The organism is Brevibacterium yomogidense (assembly GCF_900163715.1).
Classification (GTDB): Bacteria; Actinomycetota; Actinomycetes; order Actinomycetales; family Brevibacteriaceae; genus Brevibacterium; species Brevibacterium yomogidense_A.
The window spans coordinates 265,721-280,732 of record NZ_FWFF01000020.1 but is presented as its reverse complement, the minus strand read 5'-3'; the positions used below and the strand labels follow the sequence as shown (position 1 = coordinate 280,732).

Here is a 15,012-nt window from a genome sequence, read left to right as displayed (position 1 = left end):
GAGGGACAGCCGTACTCGACCGTCCCTCGAACCCTCAGCCCGTCCCTCGCCGTGGTCGGTGCCAGCGGTGTGCGCGGTGCTACGACGCGCCTGCAGGCCTCCTCGCCGGCGTGCACACCGCGCGGCGTCAGCTGCTGCGGTTTCGGCCCTTCGGCGGGGTCGGCGTGCTCATCACACTGACCCTCGCAGTACCGTCTTGTGGATCTTGCCCATGCCGGTGCGGGGCAGCTGGTCGAGCACGACGAGGTCCTTCGGATGCTTGTACCGGGCCAGTCGATCGTTGAGGAATCCGCGGACGTCCGCCAGTGTCGGTGCCGCGGCGCCCTCGACCGGCACGATGCAGGCGACGGGTACCTCGCCCCAGACGTCATCCGGGCGGCCCACGACAGTGACCTCCGCCAGGTCGGGGTGCCAACTCAGTGCGTTCTCGATCTCAGCGCAGTAGATGTTCTCGCCGCCGGAGATGATCATGTCCTTGATGCGGTCGACGACGTAGAGGAAACCGTCCGCGTCGCGACGGACCAGATCGCCGGAGTGGAACCAGCCGCCGGCGAAGGCTTCAGCAGTGGCGGCAGGGTCGTCCCAGTAGCGGTTCATGACGCACGTGCCGCGATAGACGATCTCCCCCACCTCGTTGACGCCCACATCGTTCATGCTGGGGTCGACGATGCGGATCCATGTCTCCGCTGTCGGCCTGCCGACGGAACCGATCTTCGTGAGCGAGTCCTCGAACGCCAGGCTCACGGCTGTCCCGCAGGTCTCGGTCTGCCCGAATACGGCGGTGATCTGTGCCTTCGGCATGCACGAGGCCATCCGACGCAGGAGCTTCTCCGTGGCCGGTGCGCCGCCCCACGAGGCGTGGGTGAGGGAGAGTCCGGAGTCGCCTCGGCGTTCGATCTCGTCGCACAGGAGGTGCCACTGCTGGGGAACCATGAACGCGGAGGTGACATCCTCGTCCTGCATCGTTGTCAGCGTCGTCGCGGCGTCGAACCCGGCACTGGGGATGACGAGCGAGGCTGCCCCGGCCGCCAATGCGGCATGGGAGGACATGAATGAGCCCACATGGAAGAGTGGCGGTGCGAGCATGACGGTGCTCGTGTCGTCGGCGCCCCAGCGCAGCCCGTTCTGCACCCCTCCGTTGTAGAGGTTGAGGTGCGAGAGGACCGCCCCCTTCGGCCGCCCAGTGGTTCCCGAGGTGTAGAGGATCGCATAGTCGTCGTCATCGTGCGGGATGTGGATCTCGTCGACGGCCAACGGTGTGCCATCGGCTGTCACCCGTGTGAGCCAGTCGTCAGTGCAGTCGAGCAGGGCCGGGGCCGCGGCGGAAGCTGCAGCGGGGACCATCGGACCGGTCGAATCAGGGCGATGAGCCACCGCGTTCTCCGCGAGTGACCGCGTCTGGGGCTCTGTGACGAGGACCCGCGGCGACGAATGACCGAGGATGAAGGAGACTTCTTCCGCGGTGAGGCGAAAGTTCACCGGAACCGTGATCGCCCCGATCGCGGCTGCGGCGTGGGTGACGGTGAGGAACTCCGGCCGGTTCGTGAGGAGGAGGGCGACGCGGTCACCCGGACCCACTCCTCGGTCGCGGAGATCGTGAGCCGTCCTGAGGACCGCATCACGATGCTCTTCCCAGGACGTCTCCGATCCCTGGTAGCGCAGTGCTGGGCGGTCCGGCACCTCGTGCGCGTGTCGCAGGAGGCGAGCGATGAGCGATGGCGACCGGCTGAGCCGGGAGGCGACTGTGGCCGCGGGGTGAGGGACGTGTGTGCCCGGCAGAGCCTCGTCGGCCGTGTCGGCGGACGGGTGCGGGACGGTCGGGGTGTGCGCAGGGGGCACTGCTTCTCCTCATGATGGGGGGGGGTGGAAGGTGTTGTCGTGGTCGCTGCTGCGGCCACGACCAGACGTGTCAGCTGGGACGGTGGGGGAGGTAGACGTCCTCGAAGACCCGTTGGGCGAAGTCCTCGACTGTGAACGGATCCTCGTCGAACGTCTCTGCGAACTCCCGGTAGTCGCCGCTGGGTGCGTAGCCGAGCTCCTCTGCAACGCCCTCCCACTTCTCGAGCGCCGCATCGAAGTCCGTGATGAGCGCCTCACCGTCGAGTGCATCCGTCTCGACCGTCTGCTGCCGCAGTCCGTCGAGGGCGGTGGCAAGATCCGCCTCCGCATCGGCGTCGAGCTGCATCACGTCGCCGCCGTGCGCGTCGATGTCCGCGATCGACTCGCTGTTGTACTTCGCCTTCGCCTCATGGTGCCCGGTGAAGTACACCAGAGCCTGGTCGAAGATCAGCTGCTGCGCGGCCACAGGCAGCGCTTCGATCTGCTGCCCCGTGAGGATCGAGGTGGGATTCCGTGAGAACGAGGACTCCGTGGGGAACGCGACATAGGGCGCGACCTCGAGGAAGCCGGAGCCCGTCTGGATCTTCAGCGCGCCGAACGTGCAGTCGATCGTGTTGCGCTGCAGCGCCTCGTACGTCTCCACGTACTGCATGGACACCGGAGTGGCACCCAGCGCCTCCGCGATCGCGAAGTCCGCGGCGGACGCGACGCGCAGCTGCTTGCCGTCCAGCTCGTCCGAGGACGTCACCGGCTCCGTGCACGCGAGCGCACCGGAGTACTCGAACTCCAGTGGGACGAGCACATTGGCGCCCTTGTCCCGGTAGTCGTCGAGGATCTCCTCCGTGCTCCACGCGACATCCTGCGCCGCCGCGGTCGTCACCATCTCGTAGAAGTACGGGTCTGCGGGTGCTGTGGGGGCGATGTTGATGAGGGAGGTGATCGCGGGATACTTCGCAGGGGTGTAGATGGGGATCTCCAGTCCGATGTCGATGCGGCCGTCCGCCACGGCCTCCGTCACCTCGTCGTACGGGGCGATGGGCTGTCCCCACACCGTGTTGATGGTGATCTTCCCGCCGGAGATCTCCTCGATCGCGTCGACGAAGTCCTGCTCCCGCAGTCCGGTGTGATCGGTGCCGTTGCTGCTTCCCGCCTGGAAGGTGAGTTCGACGGGGTCCATGTCGGCGAGGGCGTCCTGGAACGCCTGGGGGTCGGAGCCGAACTCGACGGAGTCTCCGCTGCCTTCGTCCGATGTGCTCACGCCGCCTGCGCAGCCGCTCACCAGTGCGAGTCCAGCGAGGGAGGCGCTCAGTGCCAAGAGGGGCCGTGTCTGTATGGCCATCGTCATTCTCCCTTGAATGAGTGGTCCTGATTGAACATTCGTTCGATGCTCGTGGTCTGCACCATACCGGCTGCGCGATCCGATGTCACGAGGTGCGCTGCGAGCGGTGGACGGGCAGGGGCCGGAACGGCAGGGCACTCCTGACTGAACATTCGTTTGATCAACTACGGTGCCTGCATTAGTGTTCTGAATCACGAGCAGCTTGCCGAACGATCGGTCAGTGTCTCGAGTCGGACGCTCGGCGACCAGAAACCTCGGGTCGAGCCGCGACCGCATTCAACGACGAATGGAGACTTCATTGCAGACCCCCATCACGCGCGCCCTCGCCGTCCTGAGCGTCGCCGCACTGACAGGATTGGCCGGTTGCGCGGGTTCGGCAGCGGGCTCGGACTCCGGCTCGGATTCGGGTTCAGGCGCCGGACCCGGTGTCGCGTTCGGTGCGACGCCGGAGGAGTATCAGGAAGCACTCGCTGACATGGACCCCGTCGCCCTGACCTACCAGCCCGGCGCCCAGTCGGCTCAGGGCCACACGGGCGAGGCGGAGCAGGCCTTCATCGATCAGGTCGCGGAGATGTCCGGCGGCAAGGTCACCCTGGAGCCGGTGTGGGGCCAGGCCGTCGCGGCGTTCGACGAGGTCTCCGAGGCGGCTGCGGACGGACGGATCGACATCGGGGTCGAGATCCCGATCTACACGCCCAGCAAGTACGAGGCGGTCAACGAACTCATCAACCTCGCGCCGGGTCCTCCCGCGAGCCCGTACGTCACGGAGGTCTCCACGACCGCGGCGATGATGGAGGTCGCCTGGAACACGCCGGAGATCATCGAGAACTACGACGCCCTGGGCGTGTCCGTCCTGCGACCGGTCATGTTCGAGACGTCGAACGCGCTGATGTGCACGGAACCGGTGACGAGCCTCGACGACTTCGAGGGCAAGCAGATCCGGGTCGGATCCGCCGCAGACCTCGCGATCGTGGAGGACATGGGAGCCTCGCCGGTGTCGATGCAGTTCGTGGAGGCGTACGAGGCCCTGCAGCGGAACACCATCGACTGCACGCTCGGCGGCTTGCGGATCGGAGCCGAGTACGGCTTCCTCGAGGTCGCGCCGCACGTCACTCTGCCGAACGATGCGGCGTGGGGACGCAGCCCGACAGCGGTCGTGGCCGGCCCCGGATATCAGAACCTGCCGCTGGCGGCGCAGCAGGTCGTGTTCGACGCCTATGCGCAGAGCAACGCCCGGAGCCTGGAAGCGGCCGTCGCGTTCTCCGCGGACGCCGTCGAGATGGTCGGGCAGAACGGAGGCGATATCCGTCGTCTCGAGGGCGACGCGGAGGAGACGCTGTCCGGCGCGATCGGCGCCCTGCGTGAGGAGACCGCCGGCTCGGATGCGCTGGACGGTGAGGACGCGGCCGCGCGGCTGGATGACGCGTATGACAGGTGGCTCACGATCGCTGAGGAGGAGGGGCACGAGGACACGGGGGACTACGTCGGCTTCGCCGAGGACTTCGCAGCTGAGCCGGTCGACCTGACCACCTTCGGCGAGCGGATGTTCGAGGAGATCTACCTGCCTCATCGTCCGAGCTGACACAGAGACTCGCCTGCACGAGACACCGGTCCCGTGTTCCACCCACCGTGTTCTGGCGCGGTGTCCGGAACACGCAACCGGTGTTTCGGCAGAATGGCCTCGGCCCCGCCCCGCTCGATCAGATGGTGACGCCGCCGTAGTGCGCGGCGAGGCGCTCGAAGCCCTCCTCCATGGACACGCGCGGCGTCCACTGGAGCACTTCACGCGTGCGGCGCTGGTCGAACCAGTGAGCCGTCGACAGCTGCTCCGCGAGGAAGCGGGTGAGCGGCGGCTCCCCGTCTCCCGCGTCCTTGGCGGACTGGGGCAGGCGGGTCCAGATCGCCTCGACGGCGGTGCCCGCAGACAGCCCGACTCCGGTCGGCACGCGCAGCACGGGAGGCTGTGCCCCGCCCGCCACGGCCAGACGGCTCAGCAGCTCACCGATCATGCGCGGCTGCCCGTTCGTCACGACCAGCGCCTCGCCGTGCACGCGCTCCAGCGCCGGGAGCGCCGCGAGGATCGCATCGACGGCGTTCTCCACGTACAGCATGTCGACGAGCGCGGCCCCGTCGCCCAGGATCGGCATCCGCCCCGCACGTGCGCGATCGATGATCCGCTCCGTCAGCTGGGTGTCGCCGGGACCGAACATGAGGTGCGGGCGCAGCGCCAGCACCCGGAAATCCGACGAGTCCGCCTCGAGCGCGAGCAGCTCGCCGGCCGCCTTGGTCCGCGCGTAGTCGCCCCGCGCCCGTGCCGGGCTGGCCTCGCTCGCCCCGTCGCCCATGAGCGCTGATCCGGCATGCGCGACCGACGGTGACGAGATGTGCACCCACCGGGTCACGCCCGCTTCCTTCGCCGCATCGAGCAGCAGCCGCGTGCCCTCGATGTTGATCGCGTCGAACTCAGCGGGATCGCCCGCCATCGAGACCTTCGCCGCCAGATGGACGACCGCGTCGACAGAGCCCAGCTCCGCGCCGCCGCTCAGGGCATCGTCCACCGCATCGGCGTCCGTGACGGATCCCTGGACGTCGCGCGCCCCGTCGACCCCGGAGGGCCTGCGCTGCAGCGTCGTCACGGTGTGCCCGAGCTCGACGAGCCCGCGGGCCACCGAGGACCCCAGCAGGCCCGAGGCCCCGGTCACCAGCACATGCATCGCGTTCGTCACGGCGTGCCCGCCTTTCCTCCGGCCAGCACGCGTTCAGCCCAGCGGGCCAAGCGGGTCCGGTCGATCTTCGAGTTGTGGCGGATGTCGGTGGGGAACGACTTCGTCACGAGCACCGCTGCGACGTCCGCCCCGGTCCGCTCCGCGACGATGTCGCGGACCAGCGTGTTCAGTGCGAGCGACGCGCGCCCCTCCTTCACCTGCGCGGCGACGTCCGCGGACGGCTCCACGATGATGACGAGCGCCTGCGTGCCGGCCGGACCCACACCCACGGCCGCCGAGCGGTAGACGTGGGGCAGCGTGTCGACGACGGCCTCGGGCCCGCCGGGTCCCAGCGGTCCTGCGGGAGGGGTGATGAGGTGCTGGACGCGGCCCTCGAGCCACACCCGCCCTGCTGCGTCGATGTGGCCGATGTCGTTCGTGCGGTGCCACAGGAGCCCGTCGACGGTGTCCCGGGCCGCTTCGCGGTCCGTCTTCCACAGGCGGTCGTAGCCGGCCTTGGAATGCGCGGCATGGACGACGAACTCGCCCAGGATCCCGCGGGCCTCCGGGCCTTCGACCAGCTGCTCCGAGGGGGTGCCCGACGCGTCGATGGGGGCCAGGGCCACCCGCACGCCGTCCACCGGACGACCGACGCACACGCCGAGGTCTCCGTCGCTGTTCGCCAGCGCCTCCGCGACCTCGACCCGTTCGATGTCCGTGAGCAGCAGTCCCTCGGTCATGCCGTAGGGGGAGCGGATCGCCGCGTTCGGGAACAGGCCCGCGAGCTCGTCCATGAGGGCCAGCGGCACGGGTGCGCCGGCGGACAGGGCGAGCGTGATGCGGGACAGCGACTCGCGCTGGACGGCCGTGAGCTCATGCGCCGTCGCGACGATGTTGTGGTACGCCGCCGGCGAGGCGAAGACCATCGTCGCCTCCCCGTCGATGACGGCGTTCGCCAGCGCGTTCGCGGTGAGCGTGCGCGGCTTGGTCACCTCCATGTCCGGAGTGATCGACACGGTCGAGATGCCCGGCCCCAGCAGGGCGAAAGGCGCGAACCCGGCGACCAGCGAGGTCCCCGGACGCACCTGGAAGAAGTCCCTCAGCACGCCCATGAGCGCGGCCATCCGAGCGTGCGTGTACCGCACGCCCTTGGCCGGACCCGTGGATCCGGAGGTGAAGAGGATGGCAGCGTCCGCGTCCGGGTCCGGCAGGGGGACCCGGACCGGTGAGACGACCGTGCCCGAGGCGGAGGCCGGGGTGCCGTCCGCAACGAGTTCCTCGATGCTCGTCTCCACATCCAGGAGACGACGCTGGACAGCGCCCATCGCGTCGACGCTGATGCGGCGGCCGGGCCAGCCGGCGACGCGCGAGAGGGTGAGGCCGGGGACGGCGCCGATGATCCACTGCGGATCCGCTGACTTCACCGCGCGTGTCATGCCCTTCGGCCCCAGGCCGGCGTCCGCGACGACGGCGACGCCGCCGGCGCGCAGGACCGCGTACAGCACGATCGTGAGGTCGTTGCCCGGAGGCACGAGCATCGAGACGCGATCACCGGGCTGCAGGCCGAGGTCGTGGAGACCTTCCGCGATCGCACGGACCCGATCGTTCACCTCGCGCCAGGTGAGCTTCGCAGGCGGATTCTGAGACATGTCGACGCTGGCCAGAGCGTCGGAGGTGGCATTCTCCTCGAGCGCGGTGAACATGAAGCGCTGCGCGGAGGCCGCAGACTGGTCTGCGTCTGCGGACGAGGAGGTCGACGAAGCGGCCGAGGCTGCTGCGGCGGAGCCGACCGCAGCGGCCGGTGCCGTGCCTGCGGACGAGGCGGTGGGCTCGGCGGCGGGGGCCTCGACGGTGTCGCCGCCAGCAGTGCCGTCGGGGAACTGCTGGGCGAGCCAGTCCAGGGCGACGCCGTGCACGTCCTCCTGCTCGCTGAGCATGTGACCGGACTTCTCGAACCGGTGCAGGTCAGCCTGCGGCAGGCGCTGCCGCAGGTCGCGCAGGAAGCGCTCGATGAACACGGGGTCCTTGGGACCCCACAGGATGAGGGCGGGCCTGCGGAGGCCGGCGATGTCCTCGCCCAGCTGCACGAGTTCCGAGTACGACGGGTGCGTGTCCGGATGAGGGATGTCCGCGACGAACCCGCCGATCCCGCCGCGACGGGAGGCAGAGAGGTAGGGGGCGCGGAATCCGGCCCGGGCTGCCGGTGTCAGCGAGTCGCCCGCCAGGGCCAGGGGGGCCCGCAGGAACAGGTCCGTGTGGACCGTGGAGGTGGGCAGCGCCGGTCCCGCGAGTACAGCGGTGAGTGACGCGGGCAGAGGCTTGTCCGCCGCCTGGTGCACGGCGGTGTTGAGCGTGATCGCCGCAGCGACGCGGTCCTGGTTGCGAGCGGCCCACGTGAGCGAGATGACTCCGCCCCAGTCGTGGCCGATCGTCACGACCCGGTGGGAGGAGCCCTCCGCCAGCAGTGCCGTGACGACGGCGTCGAAGTCTGCGACGCGGTCGGCGATCCGGCGGATGCCGGCGTCCGCCGGGCGCGGTGCGCGGTCGTGGGGGAGGCGTTCGGAGAAACCCATGTCCAGGTGGTCCGGGGCGATGACGCGCCAGCCGCGGTCGAGCGCCTCTGCGGCCAGATGCCGCCACAGGTAGGACCAGGTGGGGTTGCCGTGCGCGGCGACGATGGTGCCGACGGGGGTGCCGCCTGCCGCCTGCAGTGCGGGACCGGTGTCCAGGACGTGGAGGGTGCGCGGGCCGTCGAGGGTGTCGACGGTGACGAGCCGCGACCAGGCAGGGTCGAGCCCGTCGAGAGGAGCGCCCACAGCCTCGTGCGGCAGCTGTGCCTCTGCTGCCGGGATCCCCGATCGGGAAGACGACGGGGGGACTGGGCGCGGATTGGGCAGGCCGGGGAGGCCGCTGCGGGTGGAGGGGCCGGAGGCGCTCGGGTTCATGGAGAGGTCACCACTCGATCTCTGTCAGGGCGGCGTTGAGGCCGCTGCCCACGCCGATGGTGAGGACGCTGTCGCCCTTCTGCAGCGTCTCCGCCTGCCGCGCGAGCGTGATCGGCAGGGCTGCGGGGCCCACGTTGCCGAGCGTGGGGAAGCTGAGGGGAACGCGGTCCACCGGCAGGTCGAGTGCCTTGACCAGTGCGTTCGTGTGGCTGGAGGACACCTGGTGCGTGACGTAGCTGGTCATGTCAGTCCAGTCCCAGCCGTCCTGCGCGGCATCCGTCCAGGCGTCCATGACGAGGCCGACGCCGTTGTCCATGAGGGCCTTGGAGTCGGTGTACATGCCGTCCCAGCCGCCCACGCACAGTTCGTGGTTCCAGGTGGCCGCGCGGGTGACTCCACCCTTGATCCGGTGGCCCTCCGGGTGCGCGTCTGCGCGTCCCAGGACGGCGCCGACCGCTCCGGAGCCAAGAGTCAGCGACGCGAACTCCTCGAGGTACTCGGCGCGCGTGATCCCCTCGCGGTGGAGGTGGCGCACGGTGTTCTCCCGCAGCCAGGTGGTCTCCTCCGCCGCGACGACCATCGCGTAGTCGATCTGGCCGGCGTCGATGAGCGTGGCCGCCATGGTCATGCCGTTCATGAAGCCCAGGCACGCGTTCGTGATGTCGAAGTTCATCGTGTGGGTGCCCAGACCCAGCTCGTTGTGGACCGATACCGCGACGGAGGGCTCCAACGAGGCCCGGGACACGGACCCGTTGATCATGAGCCCGATCTGCTCGCGCTCGACGCCCGCCTGCTCCAGCGCGAGGCGGCCCGCTTCGGCGCTTCCCTTGATGAAGCCGTCCGGGGTGTCCCACTGGCGGCGTGATTCGACACCCGCGACGCGCTGGAACAGTCCGGTGGGCAGCCCCAGCTTCGTGAGCACATCGCCGAGTTCCGCATCGAGTTCGTCGGAGGTGACCACGACGGGTGCCTCGACTTCTGCGATTCCCAGGAGCGCGACGTTCTGGTGCCGGAAGGTGGTGTTGCCGTTCATCTGGTTCATGCCGTTCAAGAGGTCCGTTCCGTGTCGGGTCTGTGCTGCGCGGCCCGAGGGTGTGCTTCCGGTGCTGATCGCGACGGTGCTGCGACCAGCGAGGACGCCGGGGCCGAGGGGCAACGGCTGTGCTCCGGCCGGCAGAGGAGAGGGGTGCTGCTGATGCACGGTCGGCTGAAACGCGGTCGTGGCCCGGATACATCTTAGTATCCGAGGAGTCGTTCACGTTTCAGCGGCCTATCAGGTGTGACCGGCCCGACAGGAAGGTGTGACCGGACCAGCGGCCGGGCGTCAGCACCCGCGTCGTCAGCTCTCGTCGAGGTCGGTCAGCAGACCCAGCACCCGATCCCACATGAGGTCTGCCGATTCCTTCACGTAGTCCGGCTTGGTCGGATCCGCGAACAGATGCGAGGCGCCCGGATACAGGTAGTGCTCCGTGCGTGCCCCCGCGCGGGCCGCGGAGCGCAGCAGGTGCTCCGGCATGCCCTCATCGATCCACGGGTCATTCACCGAGTAGTGCATCTGCAGGGCGCAGTCCGCGGGCCACTCGACCGGTTTGGCCTCCCCGCCGGCATGCAGGAGGAGGGCTGCCCGCACGCGGGGGTCCTTCTTCCCCAGCCGCTGAGCCATCGCGGAGCCCAGGGAGATCCCCGCGGCGACGACGGGGCCCTCGATGTCCTCGATAGCCTCATTCACGCGGTCGACCAGCGTGCGGAAGCCGACCTCATCGCGGTAGGCGATGCCCTGCTCCGCCGAATCGAAGGTGCGTCCGTCGTAGTAGTCGGGGGTCGTGACGGTGTGGCCGGCGTCGCGCAGCGTCTGGGCCATCGCGTGGACGCCGTCGTCCAGGCCGACTGCGGAGTGGAAGAAGAGGATGTGGCTCATGCCACCATCCGACCACAGGTAGCGGCGGAGGTCCACTGAGATGATGCGCACCGAGCCGAGGTCCGATGGGTCGAGGTCCGCGGCATCGTCATCCGCCGAGGTCTAGGCTCGGTCGCGTGGATATCGGCATCGTGGTGATCGCTTTCCTCGCCGTCCTGGTCGGCGCGACGCTGCAGCGTCTGTCCGGCACCGGCGTCGGGCTGGTCGTCGCGCCCTGCCTCGCGCTGGCCATGGGGCCGCACGTGGGGGTGTTCGTCGCGAACTCGACGACGGTCGTGTCCGGATTCCTCATCATGTTCGCAGTGCTGAAGGACGTCGACTGGCGGCGCTGGGGCGTGTTCGCCGGCGTGGGGATCGTGGGTGCGCTGCCCGGGGCGCTGCTGGTGCGCGAGCTGTCTGCGGGGTGGCTCGACGTCATGATCGGCGGCGTCGTCCTCGTCGCGCTCGTCCTGACCTTCTCCGTGCCGCGGGTGCCGCACGTGACGGGCAGGCGCCTGCCCGTCCTCACCGCAGCGGCGGGTGCGGCGGGAGGGTTTCTGAACACGGCCTCGGGCGTGGCCGCTCCCGCGATGGTGATGTACTCCCAGTTCACACGCTGGCCGCAGCGGGACTTCGCGGCGACGATGCAGCCGACCTTCATGATGTTCGGCCTCACGTCCGTCCTCATGAAGCTGTTCACGGGGGCGACGACGGTGGAGCAGCTGCCGCATGCGGGGCTGTTCGGTGCGATCGTCCTGGCGGTCATCGCGGGCATCCGGTTGGGCGGGCTGCTGGCGCGGAGGGTGAGCGCGGGCAGTGCTCGGCGGGTGGCGATCGCACTCGCGGGAGCGGGGGCGCTCAGTGCGCTGGTGCGTGGAGTGCTCGCCCTCGTGGGATGAGCAGGTCGGTGATGTGAGCCGGTCAGTTGTGCGGTGGACGACCGGGCGGTCGATCCGGGGTGCTCAGCTGACGGTCGCGGACTCCACCGCGCCGAGCATGGCGAGGAGCGCTGCGAACACCGCCGCGATCGCCGCGAACAGCACGATGTAGACGACGATGACGAGTACGATCTGCGCGATGATGATGCAGACGGTCACCCAGATCGCCATCGTCCTGTTCTGCTCGTAGCCGGCGAGCGGCCGTCCCAGCGAATCCCGCATGGCCCCGGCCAGGATCATGATGAGGTCGATGAGGGCCCAGATGCCGAACCCGCCGCCGGTGAGGAGCTTGACGACGCCCAGGCCGGGCTGCCCCAGGTAGAAGCGGTCGATTCCCCACCCGCCCAGGAAGAGGGAGAGCAGCCACGTGGTGACGAATGACTTCAGCGGCGTGGCGTACGGGGTGTACCCGCTCGGGGCGCCGCCCGTCCCGTGCTGGGCATACGCCGAGTGTCCGTAGCTGGTCTGCGGGATGGAGGCGAGTGCCTGGTGCTGGGCCTGGGGGTGCTGAGGCTGGGGCTGGTGCTGCTGGGGTCCCCTCGCCTGTGCCCCGTAGTGGATCGTGCCCTGCGGGCCGGTGCCGCGACCTGCCGCGTACGGACCGGAGCCGAACTGCTGCTGCTGGCTCATGGGGACTCCCTGGGGTGTGTGCGAGTGGGGCTGTGCACCTATCGAACCACACGGGGACGCCGGAACAGGAGGGTGCGCTGTTGCAGGGCCGCAACACGCACGCCGCCGAGGCCGTGGGGCCGGGTAGTGTGATCTGCGACTCGACCTGAAGGAGACACCATGTCAGACACTGTCGTCCCCGCGCCGGACTCCTCCGCCGCGATGCCGCTCGGGACCGTGCGGGTGGAGCGGTACGGTCCCGTCGCGCACGTCGTGCTCGACCGGCCGGACTCGCTCAACTCGATCACGCCGGACATGTTCTACGACCTGCTGGACGCCGGTCGCGGCCTCATGGCGGACGAGGGTGTGAGCGCCATCGTCATGCGGGGCGAGGGACGCGCCTTCTGCGCCGGGCTGGACATGGGGCAGTTCAAGAGGATCCTCGAGGGGACCATGGCCGGGACGCCGATCGATATGCCGGGGGCGTCTGCGGCGCTCGCCCAGCAGGCGGTCGAGGTGTGGTCGCTGGTGCCGGTGCCCGTCATCGCTGCGATCCACGGGCCCGCGCTGGGCGGCGGCTTCCAGTTCGCACTGGGAGCAGACATCCGCATCAGCACACCGGATGCCTCCCTGTCCGCGATGGAGATCGCGTGGGGCATCATCCCGGACATGATGGGCACGCAGCTGCTGCCCCGGCTCATCGGGCCGTCGCGTGCCAAGCAGCTGATCTTCACGGCGGAGACGATCACCGGTGAGCGGGCACTCGAGTGGGGCATCGTCGATGAGCTCGCGGAGGATTCCCTGGGGCGTGCGCACGAGTTCGCCGTGGAGATCGCGGACAAGTCCCGCTCCGCGCTCGTGTGGTCGAAGAAGCTGATCGACATGGCGGACACCGCGAGCCTCGAGGAGGGGCTCGCGGCGGAGCAGCAGGCGCTGAGCGAGCTGCGCGGCACTGACGAGCAGAAGCTCGCCGTGCAGAAGCGCATGGAGGTCCTCGCAGCGCGGAAGGCCGCCAAGCAGGGGTGACCGGGGCGGCGGTGACCGGGCGGCGGTGACCTGAGCTGGGGCCTCGGCGGGCGTGACGTGAACCGGGGCCACAGTGGCGGTGACCAGAGCTGGGGACCCGGTGGGGCCTCGGCAGGGGCGCGCGAGGGCTCAGATGCGGTCGGCGCGTCCGATGCGGGAGGGGACCAGCGCCTCGACGATGGAGGCGACCGAGTCGCCCAGCGCCCGCTTCTGCTCCTCGTCCAGCCCGTCGAAGACGTAGTTCCGGACCGCCTCGACGTGACCGGGTGCGGCCGCGACGACGCGGTCGTACCCGGCGTCGGTGAGGACGGCGAGGGTGTAGCGGCCGTCCACGGGGTCGGGGGTGCGGCGGACGAGCCCCGCCTTCTCCATGCGGGATACGACCCGCGACAGGTGCGAGAGCGTCATGTTCGTGACCGCTGCCAGCTCGCTCATGCGGAGAGTGCGGTCTGGGGCCATGGAGATCTGGGACAGCGAGTGGTACTCGACGAGGCTCATGCCGGCGTCGCGGCGCAGCTGGGCGTCCAAGCGGGACGGCAGCCACACGGTCATCGTCCACACCGACAGCCACGTCGAGGATTCGTCCGGCTCCAGCCAGCGGGTCTCATCGCGATTCGCCATAGCCTCACAGTATCAATTGCTTGATGTGGAAACTGCCGGGTGTCGTGGCTCACCTGCTGAGAAGTCGGTGTCCGAGTGGCCGCACGGCACGTAGCGTGGGAGGTGCGCCGGGGACGGCGCGGGAAGCGCCCCCGTGCAGGGCGGTGAGTCTGTGACTGTGAGGAGCGGAATCGTGGCGAAGAAGATCTACGCATCATTCGGAGTGGACATCGACGCCGTCGGCGGATGGCTGGGCTCGTATGGCGGTGAGGATTCGATCAACGACATCCAGCGCGGGATCTACGCCGGAGAGCTGGGCGTTCCGCGGCTTCTGAAGATGTTCCGGCGCGAGGACATCAGGGCGACCTGGTTCACGCCGGGACATTCGGCGGAGACGTTCCCCGACCAGCTGAAGATGATCGTCGACGCGGGCCACGAGGTAGGCGCGCACGGCTACTCGCACGAGAACCCCAAGGACATGACGGCGCAGCAGGAGCGGGACGTCCTGGAACGCTCCGTCGAGGTGCTCGAGAAGGCCACCGGTGCCGCCCCGCGCGGGTACGTCGCACCGTGGTGGGAGATGTCGCCGCGCACGGCGGGCCTGCTGCAGGAGTTCGGCTTCGACTACGACCACTCCCAGTCCCATGCTGATTTCATCCCGTACTACGTGCGCCTCGGCGAGACGTGGACCAACATCGACTACTCCAAGGACGCGGCGGAGTGGATGAAGCCGCTGGAATTCGGCGAGTCGATCGACATGGTGGAGATCGCGGCGAACTGGTACGTCGACGATCTGCCGCCGATGATGTTCATCAAGGCCAGCGCGAACTCCCACGGCTTCGTGAACCCCCGCGACATCGAGCAGCTGTGGAAGGACCAGTTCGACTGGGTCTACCGCGAGCTGGACTACGGCGTCTTCCCGATCACGATCCACCCGGATGTGGCGGGCCGTCCCCAGGTGCTGCTGATGCTCGAGCGGCTCATCGAGTACATCGGCGGTCATGAGGGCGTCGAGTGGGTGACCATGGGCGAGATCGCCGACGACTTCAGGAAGCGCTACCCCTTCGAGGGTGCAGCGCGTCCGCCGATGTACTGAGGGCACGGGGAGACGCGT

The 15,012-nt window shown here is 69.1% G+C and carries 12 protein-coding genes; 4 read left to right on the top strand and 8 right to left on the bottom strand.

Annotated features, from left to right (window positions below; all coding sequences use genetic code 11):
- Positions 1–171: 171 nt before the first annotated feature.
- A complete protein-coding gene (locus FM105_RS13770) occupies positions 172–1,839 on the bottom strand; it encodes an AMP-binding protein (protein WP_218777962.1) in 1,668 nt (555 codons plus the stop codon).
- A gap of 70 nt (positions 1,840–1,909) precedes the next feature.
- A complete protein-coding gene (locus FM105_RS13765; protein ID WP_179207201.1) occupies positions 1,910–3,178 on the bottom strand; it encodes a hypothetical protein in 1,269 nt (422 codons plus the stop codon).
- A 298-nt stretch (positions 3,179–3,476) separates the two neighbouring features.
- Between FM105_RS13765 and FM105_RS13760 the strand changes: the two genes are divergently transcribed.
- The gene (locus FM105_RS13760) at positions 3,477–4,760 is read left to right on the top strand and encodes a C4-dicarboxylate ABC transporter substrate-binding protein (protein ID WP_179207200.1); all 1,284 of its coding nucleotides are present in this window, start codon (positions 3,477–3,479) and stop codon (positions 4,758–4,760) included.
- A gap of 118 nt (positions 4,761–4,878) precedes the next feature.
- Here FM105_RS13760 and FM105_RS13755 read toward each other — a convergent pair whose 3' ends face one another.
- The 4 genes from FM105_RS13755 to FM105_RS13740 all read right to left on the bottom strand — a co-directional run bounded on the left by FM105_RS13755 (position 4,879) and on the right by FM105_RS13740 (position 10,746).
- Entirely contained in the window at positions 4,879–5,892 is a 1,014-nt protein-coding gene (locus FM105_RS13755) for an NAD-dependent epimerase/dehydratase family protein (RefSeq protein ID WP_087009257.1), read from the bottom strand.
- 8 nt (positions 5,893–5,900) lie between these two features.
- Positions 5,901–8,828 carry an alpha/beta fold hydrolase gene (locus FM105_RS13750; protein ID WP_087009162.1) on the bottom strand — a complete coding sequence of 976 codons (2,928 nt, stop codon included), beginning with the start codon at positions 8,826–8,828 and terminating at the stop codon, positions 5,901–5,903.
- A gap of 7 nt (positions 8,829–8,835) precedes the next feature.
- Positions 8,836–9,870, bottom strand: coding sequence for a 3-oxoacyl-ACP synthase III (locus FM105_RS13745; RefSeq protein WP_087009255.1), 1,035 nt, complete (start codon positions 9,868–9,870; stop codon positions 8,836–8,838).
- A 297-nt stretch (positions 9,871–10,167) separates the two neighbouring features.
- The gene (locus tag FM105_RS13740; RefSeq protein ID WP_087009253.1) at positions 10,168–10,746 is read right to left on the bottom strand and encodes a dienelactone hydrolase family protein; all 579 of its coding nucleotides are present in this window, start codon (positions 10,744–10,746) and stop codon (positions 10,168–10,170) included.
- Positions 10,747–10,862: 116 nt separating this feature from the next.
- Between FM105_RS13740 and FM105_RS13735 the strand changes: the two genes are divergently transcribed.
- Positions 10,863–11,624, top strand: a complete 762-nt coding sequence (locus FM105_RS13735; protein WP_087009160.1) for a sulfite exporter TauE/SafE family protein — start codon at positions 10,863–10,865, stop codon at positions 11,622–11,624.
- Positions 11,625–11,687: 63 nt separating this feature from the next.
- Here FM105_RS13735 and FM105_RS13730 read toward each other — a convergent pair whose 3' ends face one another.
- A complete protein-coding gene (locus FM105_RS13730) occupies positions 11,688–12,293 on the bottom strand; it encodes a TM2 domain-containing protein (protein WP_087009158.1) in 606 nt (201 codons plus the stop codon).
- 159 nt (positions 12,294–12,452) lie between these two features.
- Here FM105_RS13730 and FM105_RS13725 point away from each other — a divergent pair, with 159 nt between their 5' ends.
- A complete protein-coding gene (locus tag FM105_RS13725) occupies positions 12,453–13,298 on the top strand; it encodes an enoyl-CoA hydratase-related protein (RefSeq protein WP_087009156.1) in 846 nt (281 codons plus the stop codon).
- A gap of 129 nt (positions 13,299–13,427) precedes the next feature.
- Here the strand turns inward: FM105_RS13725 and FM105_RS13720 are convergent, their stop codons facing one another.
- Entirely contained in the window at positions 13,428–13,919 is a 492-nt protein-coding gene (locus tag FM105_RS13720; RefSeq protein ID WP_087009154.1) for a MarR family winged helix-turn-helix transcriptional regulator, read from the bottom strand.
- Positions 13,920–14,091: 172 nt separating this feature from the next.
- Here FM105_RS13720 and FM105_RS13715 point away from each other — a divergent pair, with 172 nt between their 5' ends.
- On the top strand, positions 14,092–14,994 hold the full coding sequence (locus FM105_RS13715) for a polysaccharide deacetylase family protein (RefSeq protein WP_087009152.1): 903 nt from the start codon (positions 14,092–14,094) through the stop codon (positions 14,992–14,994).
- The last annotated feature ends 18 nt before the right edge of the window (positions 14,995–15,012 follow it).

What these genes read in the sequence shown, in the direction of transcription:
- FM105_RS13725 (WP_087009156.1), top strand. Translation starts at nt 12,453, where the DNA reads ATGTCAGACACTGTCGTCCCCGCGCCGGACTCCTCCGCCGCGATGCCG.
- FM105_RS13730 (WP_087009158.1), bottom strand. Translation starts at nt 12,293, where the DNA reads ATGAGCCAGCAGCAGCAGTTCGGCTCCGGTCCGTACGCGGCAGGTCGC.
- FM105_RS13765 (WP_179207201.1), bottom strand. Translation starts at nt 3,178, where the DNA reads ATGGCCATACAGACACGGCCCCTCTTGGCACTGAGCGCCTCCCTCGCT.
- FM105_RS13755 (WP_087009257.1), bottom strand. Translation starts at nt 5,892, where the DNA reads ATGCATGTGCTGGTGACCGGGGCCTCGGGCCTGCTGGGGTCCTCGGTG.
- FM105_RS13720 (WP_087009154.1), bottom strand. Translation starts at nt 13,919, where the DNA reads ATGGCGAATCGCGATGAGACCCGCTGGCTGGAGCCGGACGAATCCTCG.
- FM105_RS13750 (WP_087009162.1), bottom strand. Translation starts at nt 8,828, where the DNA reads ATGAACCCGAGCGCCTCCGGCCCCTCCACCCGCAGCGGCCTCCCCGGC.
- FM105_RS13745 (WP_087009255.1), bottom strand. Translation starts at nt 9,870, where the DNA reads ATGAACCAGATGAACGGCAACACCACCTTCCGGCACCAGAACGTCGCG.
- FM105_RS13740 (WP_087009253.1), bottom strand. Translation starts at nt 10,746, where the DNA reads ATGAGCCACATCCTCTTCTTCCACTCCGCAGTCGGCCTGGACGACGGC.